The sequence below is a fragment of the Kitasatospora sp. NPDC048722 genome, assembly GCF_040650235.1.
GTDB lineage: Bacteria > Actinomycetota > Actinomycetes > Streptomycetales > Streptomycetaceae > Kitasatospora.
Genome location: NZ_JBEZGX010000074.1, coordinates 1 through 23,147 on the forward strand (window position 1 = coordinate 1; position 23,147 = coordinate 23,147).

Below are 23,147 nucleotides of genomic sequence, written 5' to 3' on the forward strand. Positions count from 1 at the left end.
CCGGCCGTCGGGTGACGGCCGGCGCCGGGACGGTGCGGAGGCGGGGGAGAGGAGCCAGCACAGGGTGACGCCCCACAGCGGGCCGCCACCCGTGGTCACGCGGTGACCTTGGCGACGAAGGCGGCCAGGTTCGCCACCGTGCGCTGGATCTTCTCCTCCACGGTGAGGGACTCGTGCAGCTTGGTGCCGACGTCCCGCTTGCCGCGCACGTAGAGCGAGCACGCGAGGTCGCTGCACATGTACGCGCCCACCGAGTTGCCCTGCTTGCCCGCCTTGCCGGCGCGCGGGGCGACCAGCAGCGAGACGCCGCCGGTGTGGGTGGTCACGCACAGCGAGCAGATGCTGCGCCGGGCCTGCCAGGAGGCTCCGGAGGACGAGCGCAGTGCGACGGCCACCGGGCGGTCGCCGAAGCCGGGGAGCTCGGCGACGAGGTAGGAGCGGTCGGGGGCCTGGGGATCTCGCCAGCCGAGGAAGTCCAGGTCCTCCCAGGGTTGTTCGGCGAGGTCTCGCGGGACGTTCAGGCGCGAGGCCTCGCCCTTGGTGGTGTTGACGAAGGCGGCACGGATGTCTCGTTCGGTCAGCGGCTTCATAGGGGCCAACGTAAATTACCTAGGAGCATTAGGCAAATGTATTATTGGTCCAGGAGACCGTGGGAAGCAGAGGGGAACCGCATGGCGCGCGTAGGACTGACCGCCGAACGCCTCACCAGGGCGGGGGCGGAACTCGCCGACGAGGTCGGCTTCGACAAGGTGACCGTCTCGGCGCTCGCGCGGCGCTTCGGCGTCAAGGACGCGAGCCTCTACTCGCACGTCAGGAACTCGCAGGACCTCAAGACGAGGATCGCCCTGCTCGCCCTGGAGGAGCTCGCCGACCGGGTGTCCGCCGCCCTCGCCGGGCGGGCCGGCAAGGACGCGCTGACCGCCTTCGCCGACGCCTACCGCGACTACGCCCGCGAGCACCCCGGCCGCTACGCCGCCGCCCGGCTCCAGCTGGACCCGGAGACCGCGCGCGCCAGCGCCGCCGTCCGCCACTCGCAGATGACGCGCGCGATCCTGCGCGGCTACGACTTCGTGGAGCCGGACGAGACGGACGCCGTCCGGCTCCTGGGCAGCACCTTCCACGGCTACGTCACGCTGGAGACGGGCGGCAGCTTCGCGCACACGCCGCGCGACACCGAGGACACCTGGGCGCGGATCCTCGACGCCCTCGACACGCTCCTGCGCAACTGGCCCAAGAGCCCGCCGGAGGGCTAAGGGGCCGGGATCTCGGCGAGGTCGGTGAAGACGGGCTTCCCCTCGGCGCGGGCCCGGGCGACCATTCGGTCCGCGCCGTCGGACGGGCCGCCGATGCGCAGGACGGCGTCGCAGCGGCTCAGCAGGAGCTCGGCGACGGGGTGGAAGATCTCGTCGAACAGCGGCGTGCCCGGCCGGGCGCCGCCGGCGGTCTCCAGGAGCGGCAGGGCGAGGGCCTCGCCGGTGACGGCGAGGTGGCCGGCCCGGAAGAGGGTCAGTGCGACCTCGTTCATGGCGCGCACGTTCGCGTCGAGCCTGGCGGGGTCGTCCCCGGTGCCGGAGCGGTACGGTCCGGCGACGAGGATCATCAGTGGTGCTGCCATCGGGGCTCCTGTCGGGTCTTCAGGCGAGGACGGTCCCGACGCCCGCTTCGCGCAGGGCGTCGAGCGTGCGGGGACCGCCGGGGTGGGTGGCGGGGTCGGCCGCGGCGCGGTCGGTGACGAAGGTGTGCGCGGCGCCGAGCGGCGCGACCCGGCTGAACGCGCGCACGCCCAGCTTGGTCGCGTCCGCCACGGCCACCGTGCGGGCGGACTGGGCGAGGCCGGCCCGCTTGACGGCCGCGTCGTCGAGCGAGAACTCCGACCAGCCGTGTTCGGCGTGCACGCCGCCGATCGACATCACGAAGCAGTCGAACGCGAGGGACTCCAGCGTGCGCAGCGCGAGAGGTCCGGTGAACGAGCGCTCGCCGGGGCGGGAGCGGCCGCCGACCACGAGGAGGTCGATCCCGGGCCGGTCGGCGAGCCGGGCGGCCGTCTGGAGGCTGAGCACGGCGACGGTCAGCGGCGCCCGGGCGGCCAGGTGCGCGGCGACGTGGACGGTCGTCGTCCCGGCGTCGAGCAGCACCCGCGAGCCCGGTTCCACCAGCTCCGCGACGGCCGCGCCGAGCCGGTCCTTGGTGGCCGACTGCCACGGCTCGCGGGCGGTGAATCCGGCCTCCTCCTCCCGGGTCCGGGTGGGCACGGCCCCGCCGCGCACCCGGCGGACCAGTCCCCGGGCCTCCAGCGCGTCGAGGTCCCGGCGCACGGTCATCTCCGAAACGCCCAGCCGTCGGGCGAGTTCGACGACGGACGCCCGGCCGGAGCCCTGGACCAGGCGCAGGGTCAGGTCGAGACGGTTGGCGACTCCCATGCGACCATTTCTATCATCAGGATGTGCGAACGAACACGGAGTTGTGAGAAAAGCGGACCTCGCCCTCGGGGAAGGGCTTACGATCACACCGGCGGCAGGCAGGACCGGCAGGGGAGGCGCCGGCCTGCGGAGGAGCCCGGCGAGCACGCCGGGCCGTGCTGCACTGGCTGAAGGGGACCCCCATGATGCAGCGGACCGGACGGACGGCGGACGGCAGCGCGGGCGACGCGGACTACGGCGCGATCGGCGGCTCGTACGCCGCCTACCGGCGCCCCGAACCGAGGATCGCCGCGCTGATCGAGCAGGCCCTGGGCGGTGCCCGTACGGTGGTCAACGTCGGCGCCGGGGCCGGTTCGTACGAGTCGGAGGCCTTCGACGTGACGCCGGTCGAGCCGTCTGCGTCGATGCGCGCGCAGCGGCCCGCGCACCTGCCCGAGGCGGTCGACACGGTGGCGGAGGACCTGCCCTTCCCGGACGACGCGTTCGACGGCGCGATGACGACGTTCAGCGTGCACCAGTGGAGCGACGTGAAGGCCGGCCTGCGCGAGCTGCGCCGGGTCACGCGCGGCCCGGTGGTCGTCCTGACCTGCGACCCGGACCTCGTGCGGGACTTCTGGCTGTACGACTACGCGCCGCTGGTGCTGGACACTGAGGCGCGACGCTACCCGTCCGTCGCCGACATCACCGAGGCCCTGGGCGGCGGGGCCGAGGTCACCGTGGTGCCCATCCCGGCCGACTGCGTCGACGGCTTCAACGAGGCCTACTACGCGCGCCCCGAGATGCTGCTGGACCCGGCCGCCCGGCAGTCGTGCTCGGCGTGGAGCTTCGTTCCGGCGGAGCTGGCCCGGGAGTACACCGACCGGCTGGAGCGGGACCTGGCCTCGGGCGCGTGGGACGAGCGGTACGGCCACCTCCGGCAGCAGGCGGCGCTGGAGGGCTCGCTGGTCCTGATCCGGGCCCAGTAGTGGTCGGCGGCCACTGCTATCCAACGGGTAGCAGTGGTCCTTGCGGGTAACCACTGTCCCTCCCCTACCTTCGCCGACGTGCCGTCACCCCGGCGGTCCGCCCAGCGAAGGAGTCCGCATGCCACGTCAGCCGTCGCCGTCCCCGCTCACCGTCGGTGCCATCGCGCTGTCGTTCCACCGCGGTGCCGCCGCTGTCGTGCGCCGCGTCCTGGAGGCGTACGGCCACCCGGTGACGTCCGTCGAGGCGCCGCACGAGGAGCTGTTCCACCGCCAGGCGCTCGGCGAGGTGGACGTCCTGGTCTCGGCCTGGCTGCCGTCCAGCCACGAGACCTACCTCGCGGGCCACCGCGACGAGGTGCGGGTGCTCGCGCCGCACTACGAGCCGTACTGCGTGTGGGCCGTGCCGCCGTACGTCCCGGCCGACGCGGTCGCGGAGGTCGCCGACCTCGCCCGGCCGGAGGTGGCCGCGCGGATGACCGGGCTCGTCGACGGCATCAACCCGGGTGCCGGGATCAGCCGGTTCTCCGCGCGGATGGTGGTGGAGTACGAACTGGACCGCGCCGGTTACGCGTTCGCCCCCGGCACCGAGCCCGAGTTCCTCGCCAGGGTGGAGCGCGGCCTGGCCGCCGGGGAGTGGTTCGTCATCCCGCTCTGGCGGCCCCAGTACCTGAACCGCCGCCACCGGTTGCGGGCCCTCGTGGAGCCCAAGGGCCTCCTGGGCACCGTCGACGCCGCGAGCCCGGTGGTCCGGCGCGCGGCCCTCGACCTGATCCACCCGGACGCGCTGGCGCGGCTGGAGGCGCTCCACCTGGGCAACGACGGCGTCGAGGAGCTCGACGTCCTGATCAACGCCGACGGCCTGACACCGCTGGCCGCGGCCGACCGCTACCTCGCCGCCCGGCCGGGACTGCTGCCGGTCCGCTCCGGCCCGGCGCACTGACGGCGCCGGGCGGAGCGGTCCCCGGCCTCCGTCACATGGTGCCGGAGAACAGCAGGCCGACCAGGTTGCCCTCGTCGTCCCGGCCTTCGAGGCAGAGGGCGGACTCGTCGCCGACGCGGAACGCCAGGACGTTGGCGCCCGTCTCCTCGTTGACCACGACGTCGACCCACGCCGGGACGCGGCCGGCCGCATCGGCGGCGTCGAGCTCGGCCTCGACGTGTTCCACGAACGCCGTGATGTTCTCGAAGGCGTCCGGCAGCGCGCCGCCGCCCCGGAACGCGTCCATGGCGGTCGAGTCCCACAGGAAGCCGAGGTCCGGCCCGAGCGGCTGCCAGTCCTCGACGGCGTCCTCGAACTCCGCCCCGGCGATCTCCTCGGGGCCGGCCAGCGGGACGAACACCATCTCCACCGTGCTCGACTCCCGGCCGGTCTCGTGGTCCCGGAACCGCCGCACGCCGGCGTACACGGGGTGCGAGCCCGGCGGGACGTCACCGCACGCGCTCCACTCGGGCGGCGCCGGGCAGCTGAACACCACGCCCTCGACCACCTTCAGGTCACCGATGCGGTGGAACTCGGTGGGCTCGCCCTGGACGTACTCGTCGGCCAGGTTCTGCAACAGTTCGTCGATCTCCATGGCCGCACATCCTGGCGCACCCCGCCGACAGTCGGGTCGTCGGGGCGGCCGTCACAGCCGGTCGTAGACGGCCGACAGCCGCTGGAGCACCTCGGCGGCGCGGTCGAGGGCGTCCGCGTCGTAGTCGGACAGGTCGGCGTGCAGGGCGTCGGTGAGCGCCTGCTGGCGCTGACGGTGGCGCTCGCGGCCGGTGTCGGTGAGGGCGACCACGACGGAGCGCTTGTCCCCGGGCGGCCGGGTGCGGGTCACGTAACCGGCCGCGACCAGGCCGTTGACCAGTTGCGTGGCGGCGGCGCCGGTGGTCTCGGTGCCGGCCGCGAGTCCGCTGATCGTCAGCGGGCCCTGGTCGGCGAGGGTGCGCAGGGCGCGGGCGTGGGTGAGGGAGAGGGCGCCGGGGGTGCGGGTGGCGCGGCCGCGCAGGCGGGCGTCGGCGGCGCTGAGGCGGTAGGCGGCCCTGGCGAGGCGGTCGAGGGCGTCGGCGCGCTCGGGGGCGGGCCCGGTCGTGTGCCGGTCGGTCATGTGCGGGTCTCCTCGGCGGGGGTGGCTTGACAGGAGCCTAGCTTAAGTACTTAATGACTAAGTACTTAATCACCAAGTACTTAGCCAATCGGATCCGGGGATCCCCGGGATCCGGCGAAGGAGGCCGCCATGACCACCCGTTCCACCGGCCAGAGCTGGGCCCTCGACGCCGCGCTCGCCCAGGGCGGCTTCGACGCGCTGCACCCCGAGGCCGTCGGCACCATGGAGCAGCTCGGCCACGACCACACCGACTTCGCGAAGGTCTTCGCTCTGGTCAGGAGCGGTGCGATGCTGCCCAAGGCCTGGGCGACGGTCGCCGCCCAGGCGGAGGAGCGTGCCGCGCACCACGAGCGCGGCGGCTTCGCCCGGACCGCCGCCGACCTCTACGGGCGGGCCGCGGTGATGTGGGGCCGCGCCCAGTACTCGATCTTCGATGCGACCGATCCGCGCAAGGCCGCGATGCGCACGCGCGCCGACCACTGCGTCGAGCGCCTGGGTGCCCTGCGCGACGGCCGGGTGCGGCGCGTCGTCCTCGACTTCGAGGGCGGGGCGATCCACGCGCTGCTCCACCTGCCCGCCGGGCCGGTCGAGAACGCGCCGGCCGTCATCCTCGGTCCGGGGATGGACATGATCAAGGAGGACTACATCTGGGCGGCCGAGCGCTACTACACCTCGCGCGGGATCGTCGCACTGTCCATCGAGGGCCCCGGCCAGGGCGAGACGCGGGCCGGCGGGCTCACCGTCGACCTCACCAACTACGAGCGTGCGATCGGCCGTTACCTCGACCACCTGGCCGCGCTGCCGGAGGTCGACGCGGCGCGGATCGGCATGTTCGGCATCTCGATGAGCGGCTACTGGGGCTCGCGCGCCGCCGCCACCGACGGCCGGCTGGCCGCGCTCGCCGCGTTCGAGGCCGTCACGGGCGACTTCGCGACCATCTTCGAGCGCGCCCAGCCGACCTTCAAGAACAACTACATGTACATGGCCGGGTACACCGACGAGGAGGCCTTCGACCGTGACCTCGTCCGCCGGCTGCCCCTCGGCGACCTGGTGGCCAGGATCACCTGCCCGGTGCTGTACGGCATCGGCGAGTTCGACGAGCTGACCGACCTCGGGCAGGCGCTGGAGAGCTTCGAGAAGGTCCGGGCGCCGAAGGAACTGCGGGTCTACGAGGACGAGTTCCACCCGCTCGGCGGCGTGGCGGCCGAGGTCTTCCGGTTCGGCGCCGAGTGGCTGGAGCGGGCGCTGGCGGGCGAGTTCGCGACGCCCGGCCGGGACGTGCGGCACTACGTCCGTCGTGACGGCAGCACCGTCGACGGCAGCGCCGACCCGACGTGGTGGCTCGGCGCCGCGCCGGCGCACCTCGACGCGGTCCGGCGCGGCTGAGCGGCGGCCGGGGGCGGCCGGGGTCGGAGCCGGGGGCGGCGGCGCCGCTCAGGTGAGCAGCGTCGCCTCGACCCCGGCGAGGACGGCGGTCAGCCCCAGCTCGAAGCCCTCGTCGAAGTCCCGGAACATCACCCGGCCCGCCTCCGCCGCGAGCGGGTGGCCGGCGAGGCGTTCGGCGCGCGCGTCGACGTCGTACGCCTCGCCGCCGGCGAACGGGTCGGCGCCCATGGCCTGTTCCTCGACCACGTAGCCGATCGTGTAGCTGTACGCGGTGTACCACGCGCGGGCGGCGGCAGCCGGGGCGAAGCCGGCGTCGACCAGCAGGCGCAGGGCGGCGTCCAGGCCGGGCGCGTACGAGGTGTCGGTGAAGCGGGCGCCGCTGTAGACCTTGGCGCCGTCGCGGTGGCGCAGCAGTTCGGCGCGCAGGGCGCGCATCGTCACGCGGTACGCGTCGCGCCAGTCGCCTCCGGCCGGCCACGCGGACCCGGCCGACATGCGGCGCATCATCTCGGTCGCCATCTCGTCGAGCAGCGCCTGCTTGTCCTTGAAGTGCCAGTACAAGGCCGGTGCCTTGACGCCGAGTTCGGCGGCGATCGCGCGGAGCGTGAGGCCGTCGAGGCCCACCTCGTCGAGGAGTCTCAGTGCGGTGTCGGCGACCAGCTTCCGGTCGAGCTTCGGGGTTCCCGGGGTTCTCTGCGGCGTCACGGTTGACAGTTTAACGCCGTTAAGGGCAGGCTGCGGACACCCGCTGTTTAACAACGTTAAGGAGAGTGGTCGGTGTCCGCGCTGCCCGAATCCGCGCTGCCCGAATCCGTGGACGTCCTGATCGTCGGCGCCGGCCCCACCGGCCTCGCGCTCGCCCTCGACCTCGCCCGGCGCGGCGTCCGGGCGCTGCTCGTCGAGCGCGCCCCGGTGCTGTTCCCCGGCTCGCGCGGCAAGGGGCTCCAGCCGCGAACGCTGGAGGTGCTGGACGACCTCGGTGTGCTGGCCGAGGTCCGCGCGGTGGCCGGGCACTACCCGGCGAACCTGTTCTGGAAGGACGGCGAGCCGCAGGGCGAGCGCCGCATGTACGACCCGACCGAGCCGTCCGAGGCCGAGCCGTACACGGAGACGCTGATGCTGCCGCAGTGGCGCACGCAGCGCGTCCTGCACGGGCGGCTGCGCGAGCTGGGCGGCGGCGTCGCCTTCGGACGCGAGCTGGTCGGCCTCGTGCAGGACGCGGACGGTGTGACGGCCGCGTTCGCGTCGGGCGGCCCGGTCCGGTCCCGGTGGGCCGTCGCGGCCGACGGCGGGCGCTCGACCGTCCGCCGGCTGCTCGGCATCGGCATGGCGGGGGAGGACATCGACCCGGCGACGATGCTGGTCGCGGACGTCAGCCTCGCCGAGGGCGCCCTGGGCCGCGACCACTGGCACGTCTTCCCCTCCGACGAGGGCCTGTTGGCGCTCTGCCCGCTCGCCGGGACGGACGACTTCCAGCTCGTCGCGAGGTTCCCGGAGGGGACGGTCGTGGATGCGACGCCGGACGGGATCCGCAGGATCGTTGCTGCGCGCTCGCACCTGACGGCCGGTCATGTCGTCGGCGTGAGCTGGGCATCCGAGTTCCGGCCCCGGACGGGACTCGCGGACCGGTTCCGCGACGGGCGCGTGTTCCTCGCCGGCGACTCCGCGCACGTGCACTCGCCGGCCGGCGCGCAGGGCCTGAACACCAGCATCCAGGACGCGTACAACCTCGGCTGGAAGCTGGCCGCCGTGCTCTCCGGCGCCGCCCCGGCGGCGCTGCTCGACACCTACGAGGAGGAGCGCCGCGCCAACGCGGCGAAGATGCTCGACCTCTCCACGCGCGTGCACCGCGGCGAGGTCCGCCGGGGCCGAGAGACCCAGCAGCTCGGCCTCGGATACCGGGAGTCGACGCTCTCGGAGGACACCCGCACCGGCCTCCCGGAGGACGTCCTGCGGGCCGGCGACCGCGCCCCGGACGGTCGCCGCGGTGGCGTCCGCCTCTTCGACGCCTTCCGCGGCCCCCACTGGACCCTGCTCGCCGTCGGCACCGACGCCGACCTGCCCGACCTCGGCGTCCCCGTCGTCCGCATCCCGCCCTACGAGGCGTACGGCACGGGCGTGTTCCTCATCCGCCCGGACGGCTACGTCGGCTGGGCGGGCACGACGCCGGAGGGCCTGCCCGGGTACGCGGCCCGCCACGGCGTGCGCGGCGCTTGACCCACGGAGGCCCCGGCACGCCGTCGACGCGTGCCTCGCGGCCACGGCGACGCGGTGGCCGCCGCTCTGCGCGCCGGAGGCCGCGCTGCCCGTGGTCCTCGGCTCGTGGTGGCTCGGCCGCCGGTCGGCGACGGCAGCGGGTGAGAGGATGGCAGGGACGTGACGACCGTACGACGGCCGAGGGGGAGCGGATGGGCCTGAACGTCGTCCCGTTCGAGGGGCGGTTCGTGGAGCCGGCGGCGGCGCTGCTCGCCGAGGGCCATCCGGACGGCGGGCTGGACCTCGCCGACCCGGCCGCGGCCCGTCGTCTCGTGGCGGCGTGGCAGGGCACGGGCCCCGCCGTGGCCGCCGTCGACGGCGGCGAGCTCGTCGGATTCCTGGCAGCCTCGGTCGACGGCGTCCCCGGACCCCGGCAGGCGTCGGTCCGGCTCCAGCAACACGCCGCCGTCGACGGCCGGAAGCGCGAGGCCTACCGCCGGCTCTACGCGGCCCTGGCCGGTCGACTCGCCGCCGTGGGACGGTTCGAGCACACGATCGCGGTCTCGGCCGTCGACGGGGAGGTCACCACGGCCCTGTTCGAACTCGGCTTCGGCATCGACCAGATCAAGGGCCTGCGGCCCGCCGTCGTGTCCACCGAACAGGACGTCCGGCTGCGCGAGGCCGGGCCGGCGGACCTCCGCAGACTCCTCGAACTCACCGTTGAGCTCCAGCAGTTCCACGCCACCTCGCCGATCCTCCGACCGGCACTCCTCGACGTCCCGGCCGTCCGGGACGGCTTCCAGGCCGCCCTCGGCGACGACCGGCAACTGCTGCTCGTCGCCGAGGAGCACGGGCGGGTCGTCGGCATGATGCAGGCGGAACCGGACCGGCGGCACCGTTCCACGGCGGTGATCGGCATCGCCTCGGTCGCGGCGTCCGCCCGGTCCAGGGGCCTGGGCACGGCTCTCCTGGCCGGAGTGTCCGACTGGGCCGCCCGCTGCGGCTTCGCGAACGTCTCCGCCGGCTGGTCGTCCGCGAACCCGGTGAGCGATTCCTTCTGGCGCGGGCGCGGCTTCACCCCGGCCGGCCACAAGCTCACCCGCCTGATCGACGCCCGCGTCGCCTGGGCCGACAGCCGACTGAGCTACGCCCACCACCTGCCCGGGGGTCTGCCGCCCTCTCTGTGACGAACTCCGTTTGTCAGTACGGGAGTTGGGGCACCTTCCTCGTCCGGCCCGCGCGTGCACCGGCACGCCCTGCGGATGACCGCGGGCTGGGCCGTCGCCGAGGCCGTGGCCTCGCTGACCTTCCTGGACGCCTGGCGGCTGCGCGCGCGGGTCGAGCCCGAGGGGGCGAGCCTGCGGCCCTGGCTGCAGGCCGTCCGAGGTTTTTAACCCGCCGGCCCGCCTGTACCCGACGCCGCCGCAGCACCGAGCCGCGGCCGCGGGGAAAGAAAGAGGGGACCCGCCCGCGACATTCCGGCGCGCCGCGTAGTCAGGAGGGGTGTGCACGGGGAACACGGAACAAGGGAACAGGCGGGGACCGAGTGAAATCAGCACAGGAGGACGAGTACCTGGAGTTCGTGGCCGCGAGGGCGAGGGCGCTGTACCGCTCGGCGTACGTCCTCGCGGCCGGGGACGCACACCTGGCCGAGGACCTGGTCCAGGAGACCCTCGGCCGGGTGTACGTGCACTGGAAGCGGGTGGCGCGCGCGGACGAACCGGCGGCGTACGCCCAGACGGTCCTGGTCCGCACCTTCCTCAGCCTGCGGCGACGGCGGAGCAGCGCCGAGCGCCCCACGGGGAGCCTGCCCGACAGCGCCGAGGCCGGCCCGGACACCGCGCTGCGGCTCACCCTGCTGGACGCGCTCGGCCGGCTGCCGCCCCGCGACCGGGCGGTGCTGCTGCTGCGCTACTGGGAGGACCGCAGCATCGAGGAGACCGCCCACATGCTCAAGCTGAGCAGCAGCGCGGTCCGCTCCCAGGGCACGCGGGCACTCGGCAGGGTTCGGGCACTGCTCGGCGACAGCCTGTCCGACCTGGTGCCGCACTGAGCGCGGGTGCACGCAGGCCAGGACCAGCGCAAACCCTCCATCAGCGACCGAAAAGGTGACGCCAGCATGCCGTTCGAAACCGACCTCGCCCATGCCCTGGACCGCACGACCGACTCCGTCGAGCCCGACCTCGCCGCGCTCCTGAGCGGAGCCGTCGAACGTGGACGGAGCCGTCGGCGCCGGCGCAGTGCCGGCATCGTCGCCGGGGTGGGCGCCTGCGCCGTGATCGCCGCAGCCGGCGCGGTGCTCCCCGGCGTGCTCGCCAGGACGCACTCCGCGGGATCCGACATGGAGTCGGTGGCGCTGGCGATGCCCCGCTCCGCGATCACCGGCACCCAGATGACCGACGCGTTGGAGGCGATGTTCCCCGGGGGCCGGTACAGCCAGGTGACCGGACAGAGCAACAACCCCTCGGACCCGTCCAGCGGGTACGTCGCGAACGGAGAACTGGTCCTCGACGACGGTCACGGCGCCGCCGTGGTCGGCGTCTCGGCCGTACGGCTCAAGCTGCCCCTCAAGGACGGCGACGGGCTGAGCTGCGAGCGGACGCCCGCCCGCGCCGCGGGGGACACCTGCACGCTGCGCGAACTGCCGAGCAGCGCCGAGATCCCCGGCGGGGCCCTGGTGATGTCGGAGCGGACCGCGGCGAAGCACCCGGCGGGTGCCGACACCGCCCGCCGCTGGACGGTGACGGTGACCCTGAAGTCCACCGGCGCGCAGCTCCAGTTGGTGCAGTGGAACAGCACCGGCGGCGACCTGTCGACCCGCGCCGAACCCCCGCTCACCGAGCAGCAGGCGGTGGCGGCACTCACCGGTGCGACCTGGGCGCCGATCCTGAGCGCCGTGGGCTGACAACCGAATCCCCAAAAAGGGTTTCTGACGACCTGCAACCTCCGTGGAGCCCACACGTCTGTGGAAGTGAGAGGCAGGGGGGACCCAAACGCCGCTCACTCCACACCAGTTACGTATGGATCCATAGGGGGAACCATGTCCATCCGCTCCGCTGCCGCCGTCCTCGCCCTCGGCCTGGGCGTCGGCCTGCTCACCGCCGCCCCGGCCTCGGCAGCGAACAACCCCTGGCCGAAGTTCACTCCGCTGGCGGCCGACTCGACCGTGCAGATCCAGGCCGACTTCAGCGGCAAGTGCCTGACCGTCGCGGACGACCGCACCGACGACGGCGCGCCCGTCGTCGAGGCGGCCTGCAACGGTGACGACAGCCAGCAGTGGAACATCACCAACGGCTACGCGTTCAACGTCCACAGCGGCAAGTGCCTTGAGGTGCCGGCCTGGAGCCGCAACGCGGGCACGGCCATCGACCAGTGGACCTGCAACCAGGGCGACAACCAGCGCTGGGGTCAGATCAACATCGTCGGGAGCAACACCATCGCCATCCCCAACTGGAACAGCGGTCTGATCCTCGACGTCTACGGCGCGAACCGGGCCGACGGCACCCCGGTGATCCAGTGGTACTCGGACTACCACGCCAACCAGCGCTGGACCCTCAGCCCGGTCGGCTGACCCACCCCGTCCCTTCCCAGCCCCCGGCCCGGCCACCACCGGGCCGGGGGCCATTCCCGTTGCCCGGCGTCGAGGCCCCGTGAGAGCATCGAGATCCATTTGATCCATTCGCCGAGATCTGCAGGTGGCAGGTACCGCTGATGTACACAACGGGGCCAACGGAGGCGTGCATCGAGGATGCGGGCAACATCCTGGTTGCTCCTTCGACGTTGCACGATGACGACGCGGTTCGGGACTTCTTCGGGTCCGTGATCACACCGGAGGAGCTTGCTTCCGGATCGCCCGACCTCGCACAGAGGACCGTCTACCTGTGTGGTGACATATCCGGGATCAGTGAACACCAACTGTCTCCGGCTGCGCGGGTCTTCGTCGTCCGGGAGCTGTCACACGGTTACCGCGAGGACGTCGACGAACCATGGGTGCTCGTCGGCCTCGGGCGGGTTCCCGTCCGTGTCCACGGCGTCGGCGTGTACTACCGCCGCTTCTTCGAACTCGACGGGGATCAGTTCGGGCGGATCAGCGCGGAGCACGAGTTCCAGTCCCTGACGGAGTCCACCAAACCCGGATCGGCCCATCGCAGCGGAATCTACCTGACGCCCGTCACACGGGACGGCGACGACCTGCATTTCCGCCTGCTCCGGTGCTCCACGAACCTCTCGGGGCCGACCGAGGGTTTCGGCCCGACCGACACGCGCATCGTCGAGGCGCTGAACCGCGAGGCCGCCACCGTCTTCCGGGACCAGGCGCCGCTCAACCACGTCCTCGCCCAGATCTACCACAACACCCTCGCCACGGCCGAGCGCAAGCAGTCCAAGGCCAGGATCTCGTCCCATGCGGACAAGACCAAGGACATGCCCGCCAACGGCATCATGGCCTTCTGCACCTTCTACGACGGGCTCGACAACCTGCAGCCCCTGGCCGAGGACGCCTTCGACTACGGGGTGAAGGGTGTCAGCGGGCTGACCAGGCTTCACTTCCGTCTGAAGGGGCCGGCTGAAGATCGCGACGGGGTCGCGCTTCCCCCGCAGTTCACGGTGACCCTCCATCCCGGCTCCGTGTTCTTCATGCCGCTGTCCACCAATCGCCTGTACACGCATGAGATCCGGCCCTCGGCCTTGGGTGCCGAGCTGCTCCCGACCCGGCTGGGATACGTCGTGCGCTGTTCGAGCGCCGAAGCCGTTCACAAGAACGGGGACACGTTCCTCAAGGTGGCGGGGGACCTCGTGAAGCTCGGGCCGGCCACGCCGGAGGGCATGGACGAGCTGCGCAGGCTGTACGCGGAGGAGAACAGGACCTCGTCCTTCATCGACTACGGCGACCGGTTCCGCTTCAGCATGAACACGGGGGACTACCTTGCTCCCCGAATCTAGGATCTCGGACGAGGTCCTCACGTTCGCCCTGTCGACCGAGGGGAACCTCTTCGCGGACCTGTCCGCGTCGGCTCGTTGGGAAGACCTGGGAAGAGGCCGGCGAGGAGCGGTTCTTGCCAGGGTCGACGAGACGGGGGGTGTACCTCTCGTGCGGACGACCACCCGGTACGGCAGCCCGGCGCAGCGCTTCCGGGCGGTGCACGAGCGGCTGGCGCAACGGATTCGGGAACGGGCGGGGCTTCCGGTCGGCTTCAACAACGCTCTCATCGAGCACTACACGAGCGCCTACCGGAAGATGGGCGGCCATTGCGACCAGGCCCTCGATCTGGCCGAGGACTCGTCCATCGCCGTCTTCTCCTGCTACCAGCATCCCGAGGTGGGTTCGCAGAGGAAGCTGATCCTCGAATCCAAGGGCGGTGGCGAGGAGTTCGAGATCCCCCTCGCCCACAACAGCGTCGTCGTGTTCTCCGTCGACGCGAATCGGCGGCTCAGGCACAAGATCGTCCTGGATGCGCCCGGCGAGGCGGTGGACAACCAATGGCTGGGAGTGACCTTCCGAACGTCGAAGACCTTGGTCCGGTTCCGCGACGGACATGCGTACCTTCCGCAGGGCGTGCGCCTCTTGGCAGCCGACGACGAGCAGCAGCGCGAGTTCTACCGGCTACGGCGCCGTGAGAACCAGGAGACGGACTTCGTCTACCCCGCGCTGACGTACACCATCAGCGAGAGCGATCTGATCCCGCCCCTGTGAGCTCGGGGGAGGCCGCCCCGCGATTCTCGCGGGGCGGCCTCGGAGTTCAGGGAGCGGCGGGGAAGCCGCCGGCCTGGATGCCGGTGATGAACGCTCGCCAGGCCTCGGGGCCGAGGCCGTGGGCCGGTCTGACCGAGGGGCGGGACGACTGGCAGCCACAGTTCATTCCGCTCTTGTGCCAGGAGCCGTTCGTTGCGGGGCGGACCCTGGCGCGGTCTCCGGCGATGTCGGACGTGACACCGACGCGGCGGTCGGGGCGACGGAGCTACCCCTGGAGGCCGGCCGCCGTGCCGCGGATGGCGGGGAGCCTGGCGTAGAGGGCGTCGCCCGGGCATTCGGTGGCGACGCCGTCGCGGTGGCCGGAGACGGCGTCGAAGTCGACGACGGTGCCCTTGGGGTAGCGGCTGGCGTCGGAGCCGGAGGTGAGCTGGTAAGTCCCGTCGGCCGTCCGGCCGGTGAGGCCGAGCTTCCACGCGGAGATCTTCGCGAGGCCGTCCTGCAGCTCCTGCGGGGGAGAGTCGGAGCTGTAGGTGCCGATGGCGGCGATTCCGGAGGAGTTGGTGTTGAAGCCGAGGGTGTGGGCGCCGAGAACGGGCTGGTCGACGCCGCCCGCGCGGCCCTCGTAGACGGTGCCGCAGCGGTCGACCAGGAAGTTGTAGCCGATGTCCCGCCAGCCGTTGCTCTGCACGTGGTACTGGTAGATCGACCGGATCACCCGCGGGGCGTCGTCGCACGCGTAGTCGGTGGCGGTCGCGGTGTGGTGGACGAAGGTCACCCGGACCGCGCCGGTGTACACGAAGCCCTGTTCGCGGATGGACTCGTCCGCGCCCCATCCCGCCCGGGTGACGATGCCGGGGCGCGGCGCGGCGGGGACGGCGGGTCCTGCCGGGCGCTCGGGAAGGGTCTGGGCGTCGACGGGGGCCGCTCCCTGGCCGGGGTCGACCAGTTCGACCCGCAGCCCGCGCGGGAGGCCGGCCGGACCGGGGCGCACGTCGACCGCGACGCCGTTGCTGCGTCCGGCCCAGAGCGGGGCGGTGGCACCGTGCGGGGTGGCGTCGGGGCCGTCCACGGCATCGGCCTCCAGCGTGTGCCAGTCGCTCCAGCGGCCGGTGACGGCGTCGCGGGTGCGGACCCGCACGGAGCCTCCGGCGAGGGCGCTCGGGGAGCCGTCCCAGACCACGCCGAGGAGTTCGAACGCGCGAGTGACCCGGGGTGCGACTCTTCCGCCGGGAGTGAGGGCCACCGAGGTGACGGAGCCGCCTCCGGCGGAGGTGCGCTGCGCAGGCGCAACCGGGTTGTCCGCGGCGGCGACCGCGGGATGGATGAGCAGGGCGGTGGTGGTGCAGCACGCAAGGGCCGCTGCCGGGAGTGAGATCCTCATGGAAGGGATGTTCACCGCAAACCACGAACCCTGCATGTCGCCGAAGGTGGCCGAGTGGTCACGGCGTGCGGTCGGGATGCGGGTGTGGTTGTGGAGCAGCGGCGTGGGCGGGGGGACGGCTCACGGGGGGCGGCATTCGCCCGTACTCACTAATTCATTGGGCCGGGCCGGTTAACTCGCGGCGACGCGCGCCGCAGCCGGGTGGTAGTCGCGCGTATTCAGAAGATCCGTTTTGCGGATCATCCAGGAGCGCCATGCGAACTCGAATCACCACCCTGGTCCTGTCGGGCCTGACGTCGGCCGCCCTCGTGTGGGGCGCCGGTGGGGTGGCCCATGCCTCGCCCATCAGCGACCACAGTGTGGCCTTTGACTCGCCGGAGGTTCAGGGCGAGTGGGTCGACAGCCTTCTGCGGCTCGCCGAGGAGGACGGCGTCTCGCCGGACGGTGACTGGGTCTCCACCGGTCGCGGCGGTCTCCAGCCGACGCAGGCCGCCCGCCCGGCGCACCGAACCGACGGCGGCACCGAGCTCGAGGGGCTCCCGGTCGATGGCCGGGAGCCGGGTTCGGTGCCGCCGGACGATGCCCTCGGGCCCATCGACCAGGGCCGGCCGATGGAGCAGGCGCCGGAATCAGCGCTTCCCGAGGGCGCCTCGGCCGACGGCGGCGAGCACTGCGATCACGTACCCGGCCACGAGTCGCACGGCCACATCCCGGGGCACGGCCCCGGCGAGTGCGTCTGCCTGCCCGGTGTTCCCAGTGTTCCCGGCGAACATGGCGAGCACGGCGAGCACGGCGAGCACGGCGAGCACGGGGAGCACGGGGAGCACGGCGAACACGGCGAGCACGGGGAGCACGGGGAGCACGGGGGCCACGGGGAGCACGGCGAACACGGCGAACACGGCGAGCACGGCGAGCACGGCGAGCACGGCGAGCACGGCGAGCATGGGGAGCACGGGGGCCACGGCGAACACGGTGGCTCGGAGCAGGGCCAGGGCCAGAACGGCCAGCAGAGCCAGAACCAGGGCCAGAACCAGGCACAAGACCAGCACACCCAGCAGGACCAGCACACCCAGCAGGACCAGGGGCAGGACCAGCACGTCGACGTGACCGTCATCGTGCAGAACACCGTGGCCAACAACCTGAACAACAGTGCCAACAACAGCGCCGCCAGCAACTCGAACAACTCCGCGCAGAACAGCGCTCAGAACACGGCCCTCAACAACCAGTCGGCCTCGCAGGCCAACAACCTCTCCAACCAGCAGAGCCAGACCAACCAGCAGTCCGCGCACAACCTGAACAAGATCAAGTTGGTTGCGGAGGAGGCGGGGTCGCGGCCGCCGCACAAGCCGGCCCACCACGGCGGGCACGGGCACGAGGTGGTGTCCGGCCACCACGGAGGGGGCGAGGAGCACGCCGCCGGACACCACCACGGCGAGCTGGCCCATACGGGTGCTCCGGAGACGCGGGTCCTCCTCGGTCTCTCCGCCGCTTTCCTCGCGGCCGGCGCGGCGGCCGTGCGGTTCAGCCGACGGCGCGCGTGATCGAACCTGTCGCGCGGGAGCGTGAGTAAGGTTCGAAGGCATTCGTGAACCGGCCTCCACCAGGCAGTTGTCCTGGTGGAGGCCGCTGTCGTAGGTCGCTGATCCCGGCCGGCCCGCTGCGACGGGCTGGCGGCCGTCAAGCGGATCCAGGGAGCGCTCGAACCGCAGCGCAAGCGCGGTGACTTCGCCCCCGAGGCGGCCCACACCACGCTCACCGGGCTCGGGTGCGCGAAGGTGCGGACGTACCGGAACGGCCCGACCGGGGTCGGCTTCCTCATCGCCGCCGGCCCCTCCCTGTGCCTGGAGGGCACGATGGGCGCGGCCGCCACCACGGCGGAGGCGTTCGCCGGTTGCCCCGAGGGCAGCGTCGACTGCGAGCGCCCGCGCGGCGGCCACTGACCGTCACCACCACCGCGCGGGGGCGCCCTTGGTCCGTACCGGCCGGACGGCCGGTCACGCTCCAGGGCCAACCGGCCGCCCCCGCCTCGACGTTCGCCCTCGGTCATGGACCGCCGCCCGGGGAAAGGGAGCCCCGGTGCACGGTCAACGGAGCGTCAAGTTCGCGCGGACGACCTTGTTGGCGTGGCCGCGGCCACCTAGCGTCATCACGCCGAGTCGCCGGGCTGCCGTTCCAGGGCCCGGCCGACCCGTCGCTTCCGGACGCAGTGCCCCAGGTTCACCCCAGACCGTAGGAGGCCCTCCCTTTGCGTACCCGTATCCGCAGTCGGAATCGGAGAAGGCTCGCCCTTCTGCTCGGCCCGGCCCTGCTGGGGCTGTCGCTGCTCTCTCCCTTCTCCTCCTCGGCAGCGTCGGCCCCCGCCCTCCCGCAGGGCACCCAGACCGACGCCGCCTACGCGGCGAGCCAGGCCGCGGCCCGGGTGACCAACGTCCTCGCCACCGCCGCGCGGACGAGCTGCTACCGCCCCGAGGTGCCGTACACAGTGAACAGCGGCCCCGCCGGGGCCTACAGCGGCATGACGCCCTGCCCGGCCTCGGGCGCCACCACCGGCGAGGACACCGGAGCCGCCGGGCCGTACGCCACCCAGGCCGGCAGCAACCCGGGCTACCCGGCGGCCACGCCGATGCTCGTCAAGGGCCACTCGGAGTCGGACCTGCGGGTCGACCCGACCGACCCCGACCACCTCATCGGCGCGTCCAAGTGGGTCGTGAGCGCCGAGGGTTACAACCACCTGCTGGGTTTCTTCGAGTCCCGCGACGGCGGACGCACCTGGCCGGTCCAGGGCCACATCCCCGGCTACGAGGGCTGGACCGACAACACCGATCCCGTCGGCGCCTTCGACTCGTGGGGCAACTACTACTCGCTGCTGCTGCCCTACCAGTTCACCTACGACCCCGACGGCACCCACGACTTCCAGCCCGGCACCGCGCAGGAGGCCAACCCGGCCGTGCCGTCGCAGGCCATCTCCGTCGCCGTGCGCCCGCACGGCGCGACCACCGCCACCCAGTGGCTCACCACCCACAACGGGCGGCCGGACTACGTCGCGACGTACGACAGCATCGGCAACGGCCCCGACAAGCAGTGGATCGCCGTCGACACCAACCCCGACAGCGCTCACCCGAACCGCATTTACGCGATGTGGGTGGACTTCCACAGCAAGACCGCCGTCCCGTACGTCGCCCACGCCGACGCCCACCCGGACGGGACCCACACCGACTGGTCCGCCCCGCAGGCGCTCCCCGAGCCACCGTCCACCCCGCAGGGCGCCACCTACCTGCTGCCGCACGTCGCCCCCGACGGCACCGTGTACACGACGCTCACCAACTCCGACCCGGCGCACAGGTTCTGCTGCACCACGATCTTCCTCGACGCCTCGCACGACGGCGGACGGACCTGGTCGACCGTCTCGACCGTCCGGAGCAACATCACGGCGCCGCCCGGCTCGTACGCCAACACGACGTTCCGCGACGGCATCGAGGACACCTTCACCCTCGGCACCCGGCCGGTGAACGGCCACTACCCGCTCTACTCGGCGTACGAGGACTACGGCACGGGCGTCGTCAACGTCCTGCTGACCGCTTCCTACGACGACGGCGCGACCTGGTCGGCCCCGATCCGCGTCAACGACAACGCCGCGCCCGTCGACGAGTTCCAGCCCAACCTGACGACGGGCCCCGACGGCACCGTCAGCGTCGCCTTCTACGACCGCCGCCTCCCGTGCCCGTCGGCCGGCACCCCCGAGGCGACGGCCGCCGGGCTCGCGCTCGACACCGCCAACGCCAAGAGCCCCGGCGTCGTGCCCTACGGTGCCGCCAACTACTGCGTCAACACGAGCATCCAGTTCTACGGCCCGGCCCTCGACCCGATCGGGCACAACACCCGTCTGAGCGCCCACACCTTCGACCCGCAGCTCGACTCCCCGGTCGAGGGCTCGTCGACCTTCATCGGCGACTACTTCGGCGACGCCATCGCCGGCAGCACCGACTACACCACCTCGGTCACCACCTACGACGACGGCACCAACCCGAGCCACCTCCAGCAGCAGCTGGTGACCTCGATCCCGGTGCCGCACACGTAGGCCGGTCCGGTCCCTGGGGGTGCAGCCAGCTACACCCCCGGGACCGGACCCCTGGTCATTGAGCCGAGTCCGCCCCGGCTGGTGGACTTGGATCATGAACGCCACGCACTTCGCCGTCGAACTCCGAGCGGTCCACCGCACCTACCGCCGTGGGCCCGAACCGGTCGTCGGCCCGGACGAGGTGAGTGTCGGCTTCCCCTTCGGCACCTTCACCGCCGTCATGGGCCCGTCCGGTTCCGGCAAGTCGACCCTGCTGAGGTCGGCCGCCGGCCTGGAGCCGATCGACGCGGGCGACGTGCGGGTGGACGGCACGGTCCTCAGCGGCCTGCGCGACAACGAGCTGACGGTGCTGCGCCGGGAGCGGATCGGCTTCGTCTTCCAGCCCTTCAACCTGCTCCCCGCCCTCACCGCGGCCCAGAACGTGGCGCTCCCCGCCAAGCTGGCCGGACGCCGCCCCGCCGCCTCCGAGGTCACCGCCGCCCTGGCCGCCGTCGGCCTCGCCGACCGCGCCGGACACCGGCCGGGCGAACTCTCCGGCGGCCAGCAGCAGCGCGTCGCCATCGCCCGGGCGCTGATCACCGGCCCCGCCGTCCTGCTGGCCGACGAACCCACCGGCGCGCTCGACACGAAGAGCGGGCGCGAAGTCCTGGCCCTGCTGCGCAGCACGGCGGACGATCCGGGCCGGGCCGTCGTCATGGTGACCCACGACCCGGTCGCCGCGCTCGCCGCCGTCGACCGCCTGCCGGTCGTCGCCGGGTCCGTGGCCGACCTCGGCCCGGACACGATCGTGCTCAGCCGCACCTGGCCCGGCTCGCCCGCGGTCGGGCAGCGGGTGCCCGTCCGCCTGGCCGACGCGTGCCCTGGGGAACGATGGGCGCGCTCGCCGCCGCCTGCGCGGCCGTCGCCCTCATGGCGGCCGTCCTCCCGGCCGCCCTCGCCCTGCGGGGCCGCGACGGCGAGGACATCCTGCGCGGGGCGGCGTGAGGCCGGGGCTTCACCCCTCGGACCGTTGCAGGGGCTTGCGGACGAGGTAGGTGAGGCCGAAGCCGGACTCGTTCTCCCGGACGTCGGCGTACCCCCGCCGGAGGTAGAACCGGTGCGCGGTGATGCTGGCACCGGCCTCCATGTGCTCGTGCCCCTCGGCCGCCGCCAGCGCCTCGATGTGGTCCATGAGCAGGCGGCCGATCCCGCGCCCCGCCGAATCCGGATCGACGAACATGCTGAAGACCTTGTGGCCGTCCCGGGAGACCGTCCCCACGACGCCGTCGTCCTCCGCGACGAAGATGTGCCGGTCCGCGGACAACTCGACGAACCGCCGAGCCGTGAAGTGCTCGCACATCCGTTCGATGACCTCCGCCGGGTAGTCCCGGCTGTTCACCTCCCGCAGGCAGCGCCGCACGATCTCCGCCACCCGCGGAGCGTCGTCGGGACGGAAGGACCGGATGGCGATCACCACTGCGCCTCCCGTGCAGTCGGCCGGACGGAACCGCTGTCGAGCGTACGCGGCCGGGCGGCCGTGCGGGCCCTGTCGGGTGGGTGGGGCGATCGGTTCCCGGATCCACTCGATGGTGCCATCCGGGCGGCGTGTCCCTGGGATGCGGGCGTGGTTTGGGGTGTCGTAGTCGGCGTCGCCCACCGACCGCGTCCGATACCGGAGGTACCCGCATGTCCACCATCACCACCGTCCTGACCGTCGACGGCATGAGCTGCGGCCACTGCGAGAAGACCGTCAGCGCCGGGCTCTCGGCCCTGCCCGGCGTCACCGACGTCGTCGCCGACGCGCCGTCGGGCCGCGTCACCGTCGCGTCGGCCGAGCCGCTGGACGAGGAGACACTCCGCAGCGCGGTCGACGGGGCCGGGTTCACCTTCGTCAGCCGGGTCTGAGCCCCGCTCCGGCTACCGGCCGTGGGCCGGTAGCCGGGCCGGTGGCCGGAGCGGGCCGCCGGATCAGCCCGCCTCGGCGTCGGGCCGGGCGCGGCTCGTGCAGACGTGGCCCATCCGGAAGCCGACGCCGCGCACCGTGACGATCCAGCCGCTGTGGCCCAGCTTGCCGCGCAGCGAGCTGACGTGGGTGTCGAGCGTGCGGCTGGCGCGCGGGCCGAGCGCGTGGGCTGAGGTGTCGTCCCAGATCTCGCTCATCAGGCGGCGGCGCGAGACCACCGTGCCGGGGTGCCGGGCCAGGTAGTGCAGGAGGTCGAACTCCTTGCGCGTGAGCCGGACCGGCCGCCCGCGCAGGCGCACCTCGCGGGTGGCGCCGTCGATGGAGACGTCCCCGATCGTCAGCACCCGCACCGGGACGGACGGCACGCCGAGCGCCCGGCGGACGCGGCGCATGATCGCCTCGATCCGGGCGAGCAACTCGTGGAACTCGTAGGGCTTGTCGAGGCAGTCGTCCGCACCGGCCCGGAGGCCCCGGATCCGGTCCAGGTCGGCCGTCCGGTCGGTGAAGGCGACGATGGGGGTGTCACTGATGGTGCGGATGCGCCGGCAGACCTCCAGGCCGTCGATGTCGGGGAGCTCCATGTTGAGCAGCATGATGTCCGTGTCGTCGCAGGACTCGATTGCCGCTTCGCCGCTGGGGGCGGTCGCGACGTCGTAGCCGTGCCGCTCCAGTCTGGCCGCGAGCTCCCGGGAGACGCTTTCCTGGCCTTCCACGATGAGCACCTGCATGATGCCTTCCAGGTTGGGTGGCGCGGGTGGGTCGGTCTTCCGCGGTGGGTGCGGGCGGGACCGCCGGGACCGGTCACGGGCGTGACCGGCCGGACGGCCGCCGAGGGCGTCGTCGGTGCGGCCGTGGATGCGGCCGTGAATGCGGTCGTCGGCTTGGGCCGGAGCGGGGTGGGGGAGTCCCCGGGAGTTGCCGGCCTGGGGCCGTGCGGTGTCGTGCGCCGTTCACCGGCCCGTGTGCGGGCAGGTGTGAGCGCGGGGACGCCCGG

Annotated in this window: 26 protein-coding genes and 1 pseudogene; 18 read left to right on the plus strand and 9 right to left on the minus strand. The window is 72.7% G+C overall.

Annotated features, from left to right (window positions below):
• Nucleotides 1–95: 95 nt before the first annotated feature.
• Nucleotides 96–590 (minus strand): FBP domain-containing protein, encoded by a 495-nt coding sequence (locus AB0C76_RS35910; protein WP_359973775.1) that lies wholly within the window; start codon nt 588–590, stop codon nt 96–98.
• Between the two features lie 81 nt (nt 591–671).
• On the opposite strand from AB0C76_RS35910, the gene AB0C76_RS35915 reads away from it, so the two are divergent.
• Nucleotides 672–1,253, plus strand: a complete 582-nt coding sequence (locus tag AB0C76_RS35915; protein WP_359973777.1) for a WHG domain-containing protein — start codon at nt 672–674, stop codon at nt 1,251–1,253.
• Here AB0C76_RS35915 and AB0C76_RS35920 read toward each other — a convergent pair.
• On the minus strand, nt 1,250–1,615 hold the full coding sequence (locus AB0C76_RS35920) for a DUF4406 domain-containing protein (protein ID WP_359973779.1): 366 nt from the start codon (nt 1,613–1,615) through the stop codon (nt 1,250–1,252). The genes AB0C76_RS35915 and AB0C76_RS35920 overlap by 4 nt on opposite strands.
• Before the next feature lie 19 nt (nt 1,616–1,634).
• Nucleotides 1,635–2,420: a DeoR/GlpR family DNA-binding transcription regulator gene (locus tag AB0C76_RS35925; RefSeq protein WP_359973781.1), complete on the minus strand. Its 786-nt coding sequence runs from the start codon at nt 2,418–2,420 to the stop codon at nt 1,635–1,637.
• A 182-nt stretch (nt 2,421–2,602) separates the two neighbouring features.
• On the opposite strand from AB0C76_RS35925, the gene AB0C76_RS35930 reads away from it, so the two are divergent.
• Complete coding sequence (locus tag AB0C76_RS35930) at nt 2,603–3,385, plus strand: methyltransferase domain-containing protein (protein WP_359973783.1); 783 nt, start codon at nt 2,603–2,605, stop codon at nt 3,383–3,385.
• Between the two features lie 118 nt (nt 3,386–3,503).
• A complete protein-coding gene (locus AB0C76_RS35935; RefSeq protein ID WP_359973785.1) occupies nt 3,504–4,325 on the plus strand; it encodes a glycine betaine ABC transporter substrate-binding protein in 822 nt (273 codons plus the stop codon).
• Nucleotides 4,326–4,356: 31 nt separating this feature from the next.
• On the opposite strand, the gene AB0C76_RS35940 is transcribed toward AB0C76_RS35935, so the two are convergent.
• Together AB0C76_RS35940 and AB0C76_RS35945 are read right to left on the minus strand one after the other, a co-directional pair.
• The gene (locus AB0C76_RS35940) at nt 4,357–4,959 is read right to left on the minus strand and encodes a hypothetical protein (RefSeq protein ID WP_359973787.1); all 603 of its coding nucleotides are present in this window, start codon (nt 4,957–4,959) and stop codon (nt 4,357–4,359) included.
• A gap of 51 nt (nt 4,960–5,010) precedes the next feature.
• Nucleotides 5,011–5,478 (minus strand): MarR family transcriptional regulator, encoded by a 468-nt coding sequence (locus AB0C76_RS35945; RefSeq protein WP_359973789.1) that lies wholly within the window; start codon nt 5,476–5,478, stop codon nt 5,011–5,013.
• Between the two features lie 129 nt (nt 5,479–5,607).
• Between AB0C76_RS35945 and AB0C76_RS35950 the strand changes: the two genes are divergently transcribed.
• Nucleotides 5,608–6,864, plus strand: coding sequence for an alpha/beta hydrolase (locus AB0C76_RS35950; protein ID WP_359973791.1), 1,257 nt, complete (start codon nt 5,608–5,610; stop codon nt 6,862–6,864).
• Between the two features lie 48 nt (nt 6,865–6,912).
• Here the strand turns inward: AB0C76_RS35950 and AB0C76_RS35955 are convergent, their stop codons facing one another.
• Nucleotides 6,913–7,569, minus strand: a complete 657-nt coding sequence (locus tag AB0C76_RS35955) for a TetR/AcrR family transcriptional regulator C-terminal domain-containing protein (protein WP_359973793.1) — start codon at nt 7,567–7,569, stop codon at nt 6,913–6,915.
• A 72-nt stretch (nt 7,570–7,641) separates the two neighbouring features.
• On the opposite strand from AB0C76_RS35955, the gene AB0C76_RS35960 reads away from it, so the two are divergent.
• The 8 genes from AB0C76_RS35960 to AB0C76_RS35995 all read left to right on the plus strand — a co-directional run bounded on the left by AB0C76_RS35960 (nt 7,642) and on the right by AB0C76_RS35995 (nt 14,752).
• Entirely contained in the window at nt 7,642–9,081 is a 1,440-nt protein-coding gene (locus AB0C76_RS35960; RefSeq protein WP_359973795.1) for an FAD-dependent oxidoreductase, read from the plus strand.
• A gap of 191 nt (nt 9,082–9,272) precedes the next feature.
• Nucleotides 9,273–10,247 carry a GNAT family N-acetyltransferase gene (locus tag AB0C76_RS35965; protein WP_359973797.1) on the plus strand — a complete coding sequence of 325 codons (975 nt, stop codon included), beginning with the start codon at nt 9,273–9,275 and terminating at the stop codon, nt 10,245–10,247.
• A gap of 54 nt (nt 10,248–10,301) precedes the next feature.
• Nucleotides 10,302–10,454, plus strand: a complete 153-nt coding sequence (locus AB0C76_RS35970) for a hypothetical protein (RefSeq protein ID WP_359973799.1) — start codon at nt 10,302–10,304, stop codon at nt 10,452–10,454.
• A 152-nt stretch (nt 10,455–10,606) separates the two neighbouring features.
• The gene (locus AB0C76_RS35975; RefSeq protein ID WP_359973801.1) at nt 10,607–11,113 is read left to right on the plus strand and encodes a SigE family RNA polymerase sigma factor; all 507 of its coding nucleotides are present in this window, start codon (nt 10,607–10,609) and stop codon (nt 11,111–11,113) included.
• A 66-nt stretch (nt 11,114–11,179) separates the two neighbouring features.
• A complete protein-coding gene (locus AB0C76_RS35980; RefSeq protein ID WP_359973803.1) occupies nt 11,180–11,965 on the plus strand; it encodes a hypothetical protein in 786 nt (261 codons plus the stop codon).
• A gap of 135 nt (nt 11,966–12,100) precedes the next feature.
• On the plus strand, nt 12,101–12,631 hold the full coding sequence (locus tag AB0C76_RS35985; RefSeq protein WP_359973805.1) for an RICIN domain-containing protein: 531 nt from the start codon (nt 12,101–12,103) through the stop codon (nt 12,629–12,631).
• 140 nt (nt 12,632–12,771) lie between these two features.
• Complete coding sequence (locus AB0C76_RS35990; protein ID WP_359973807.1) at nt 12,772–14,001, plus strand: hypothetical protein; 1,230 nt, start codon at nt 12,772–12,774, stop codon at nt 13,999–14,001.
• A complete protein-coding gene (locus tag AB0C76_RS35995; RefSeq protein WP_359973809.1) occupies nt 13,985–14,752 on the plus strand; it encodes an alpha-ketoglutarate-dependent dioxygenase AlkB in 768 nt (255 codons plus the stop codon). Before AB0C76_RS35990 ends, AB0C76_RS35995 begins: the two co-directional genes overlap by 17 nt.
• 265 nt (nt 14,753–15,017) lie before the next feature.
• Here AB0C76_RS35995 and AB0C76_RS36000 read toward each other — a convergent pair whose 3' ends face one another.
• A complete protein-coding gene (locus AB0C76_RS36000; protein WP_359973810.1) occupies nt 15,018–16,133 on the minus strand; it encodes an N-acetylmuramoyl-L-alanine amidase in 1,116 nt (371 codons plus the stop codon).
• Between the two features lie 254 nt (nt 16,134–16,387).
• Between AB0C76_RS36000 and AB0C76_RS36005 the strand changes: the two genes are divergently transcribed.
• The 5 genes and pseudogenes from AB0C76_RS36005 to AB0C76_RS36025 all read left to right on the plus strand — a co-directional run bounded on the left by AB0C76_RS36005 (nt 16,388) and on the right by AB0C76_RS36025 (nt 21,195).
• A complete protein-coding gene (locus AB0C76_RS36005; protein ID WP_359973812.1) occupies nt 16,388–17,674 on the plus strand; it encodes a hypothetical protein in 1,287 nt (428 codons plus the stop codon).
• 234 nt (nt 17,675–17,908) lie between these two features.
• Entirely contained in the window at nt 17,909–18,073 is a 165-nt protein-coding gene (locus AB0C76_RS36010; RefSeq protein WP_359973814.1) for a hypothetical protein, read from the plus strand.
• A 305-nt stretch (nt 18,074–18,378) separates the two neighbouring features.
• On the plus strand, nt 18,379–20,211 hold the full coding sequence (locus AB0C76_RS36015) for a sialidase family protein (protein ID WP_359973816.1): 1,833 nt from the start codon (nt 18,379–18,381) through the stop codon (nt 20,209–20,211).
• 94 nt (nt 20,212–20,305) lie between these two features.
• Nucleotides 20,306–20,953, plus strand: a pseudogene (locus AB0C76_RS36020) (ABC transporter ATP-binding protein); the annotation flags it as partial.
• 113 nt (nt 20,954–21,066) lie between these two features.
• A complete protein-coding gene (locus AB0C76_RS36025; protein WP_359973818.1) occupies nt 21,067–21,195 on the plus strand; it encodes a hypothetical protein in 129 nt (42 codons plus the stop codon).
• Between the two features lie 10 nt (nt 21,196–21,205).
• On the opposite strand, the gene AB0C76_RS36030 is transcribed toward AB0C76_RS36025, so the two are convergent.
• Nucleotides 21,206–21,664, minus strand: coding sequence for a GNAT family N-acetyltransferase (locus tag AB0C76_RS36030; RefSeq protein WP_359973820.1), 459 nt, complete (start codon nt 21,662–21,664; stop codon nt 21,206–21,208).
• Nucleotides 21,665–21,876: 212 nt separating this feature from the next.
• Between AB0C76_RS36030 and AB0C76_RS36035 the strand changes: the two genes are divergently transcribed.
• On the plus strand, nt 21,877–22,095 hold the full coding sequence (locus AB0C76_RS36035) for a heavy-metal-associated domain-containing protein (protein ID WP_359973822.1): 219 nt from the start codon (nt 21,877–21,879) through the stop codon (nt 22,093–22,095).
• Between the two features lie 63 nt (nt 22,096–22,158).
• Here AB0C76_RS36035 and AB0C76_RS36040 read toward each other — a convergent pair whose 3' ends face one another.
• Nucleotides 22,159–22,881 carry a response regulator transcription factor gene (locus AB0C76_RS36040; protein ID WP_359973824.1) on the minus strand — a complete coding sequence of 241 codons (723 nt, stop codon included), beginning with the start codon at nt 22,879–22,881 and terminating at the stop codon, nt 22,159–22,161.
• Nucleotides 22,882–23,147 lie beyond the last annotated feature (266 nt).

Excerpts from the sequence above, each read along its gene's own strand:
- AB0C76_RS35910 (WP_359973775.1), bottom strand. The coding sequence starts at position 590 with ATGAAGCCGCTGACCGAACGAGACATCCGTGCCGCCTTCGTCAACACC.
- AB0C76_RS35915 (WP_359973777.1), top strand. The coding sequence starts at position 672 with ATGGCGCGCGTAGGACTGACCGCCGAACGCCTCACCAGGGCGGGGGCG.
- AB0C76_RS35920 (WP_359973779.1), bottom strand. The coding sequence starts at position 1,615 with ATGGCAGCACCACTGATGATCCTCGTCGCCGGACCGTACCGCTCCGGC.
- AB0C76_RS35925 (WP_359973781.1), bottom strand. The coding sequence starts at position 2,420 with ATGGGAGTCGCCAACCGTCTCGACCTGACCCTGCGCCTGGTCCAGGGC.
- AB0C76_RS35930 (WP_359973783.1), top strand. The coding sequence starts at position 2,603 with ATGATGCAGCGGACCGGACGGACGGCGGACGGCAGCGCGGGCGACGCG.
- AB0C76_RS35935 (WP_359973785.1), top strand. The coding sequence starts at position 3,504 with ATGCCACGTCAGCCGTCGCCGTCCCCGCTCACCGTCGGTGCCATCGCG.
- AB0C76_RS35940 (WP_359973787.1), bottom strand. The coding sequence starts at position 4,959 with ATGGAGATCGACGAACTGTTGCAGAACCTGGCCGACGAGTACGTCCAG.
- AB0C76_RS35945 (WP_359973789.1), bottom strand. The coding sequence starts at position 5,478 with ATGACCGACCGGCACACGACCGGGCCCGCCCCCGAGCGCGCCGACGCC.
- AB0C76_RS35950 (WP_359973791.1), top strand. The coding sequence starts at position 5,608 with ATGACCACCCGTTCCACCGGCCAGAGCTGGGCCCTCGACGCCGCGCTC.
- AB0C76_RS35965 (WP_359973797.1), top strand. The coding sequence starts at position 9,273 with ATGGGCCTGAACGTCGTCCCGTTCGAGGGGCGGTTCGTGGAGCCGGCG.
- AB0C76_RS35980 (WP_359973803.1), top strand. The coding sequence starts at position 11,180 with ATGCCGTTCGAAACCGACCTCGCCCATGCCCTGGACCGCACGACCGAC.
- AB0C76_RS35985 (WP_359973805.1), top strand. The coding sequence starts at position 12,101 with ATGTCCATCCGCTCCGCTGCCGCCGTCCTCGCCCTCGGCCTGGGCGTC.
- AB0C76_RS35990 (WP_359973807.1), top strand. The coding sequence starts at position 12,772 with ATGTACACAACGGGGCCAACGGAGGCGTGCATCGAGGATGCGGGCAAC.
- AB0C76_RS36000 (WP_359973810.1), bottom strand. The coding sequence starts at position 16,133 with ATGAGGATCTCACTCCCGGCAGCGGCCCTTGCGTGCTGCACCACCACC.
- AB0C76_RS36005 (WP_359973812.1), top strand. The coding sequence starts at position 16,388 with ATGCGAACTCGAATCACCACCCTGGTCCTGTCGGGCCTGACGTCGGCC.
- AB0C76_RS36035 (WP_359973822.1), top strand. The coding sequence starts at position 21,877 with ATGTCCACCATCACCACCGTCCTGACCGTCGACGGCATGAGCTGCGGC.
- AB0C76_RS36040 (WP_359973824.1), bottom strand. The coding sequence starts at position 22,881 with ATGCAGGTGCTCATCGTGGAAGGCCAGGAAAGCGTCTCCCGGGAGCTC.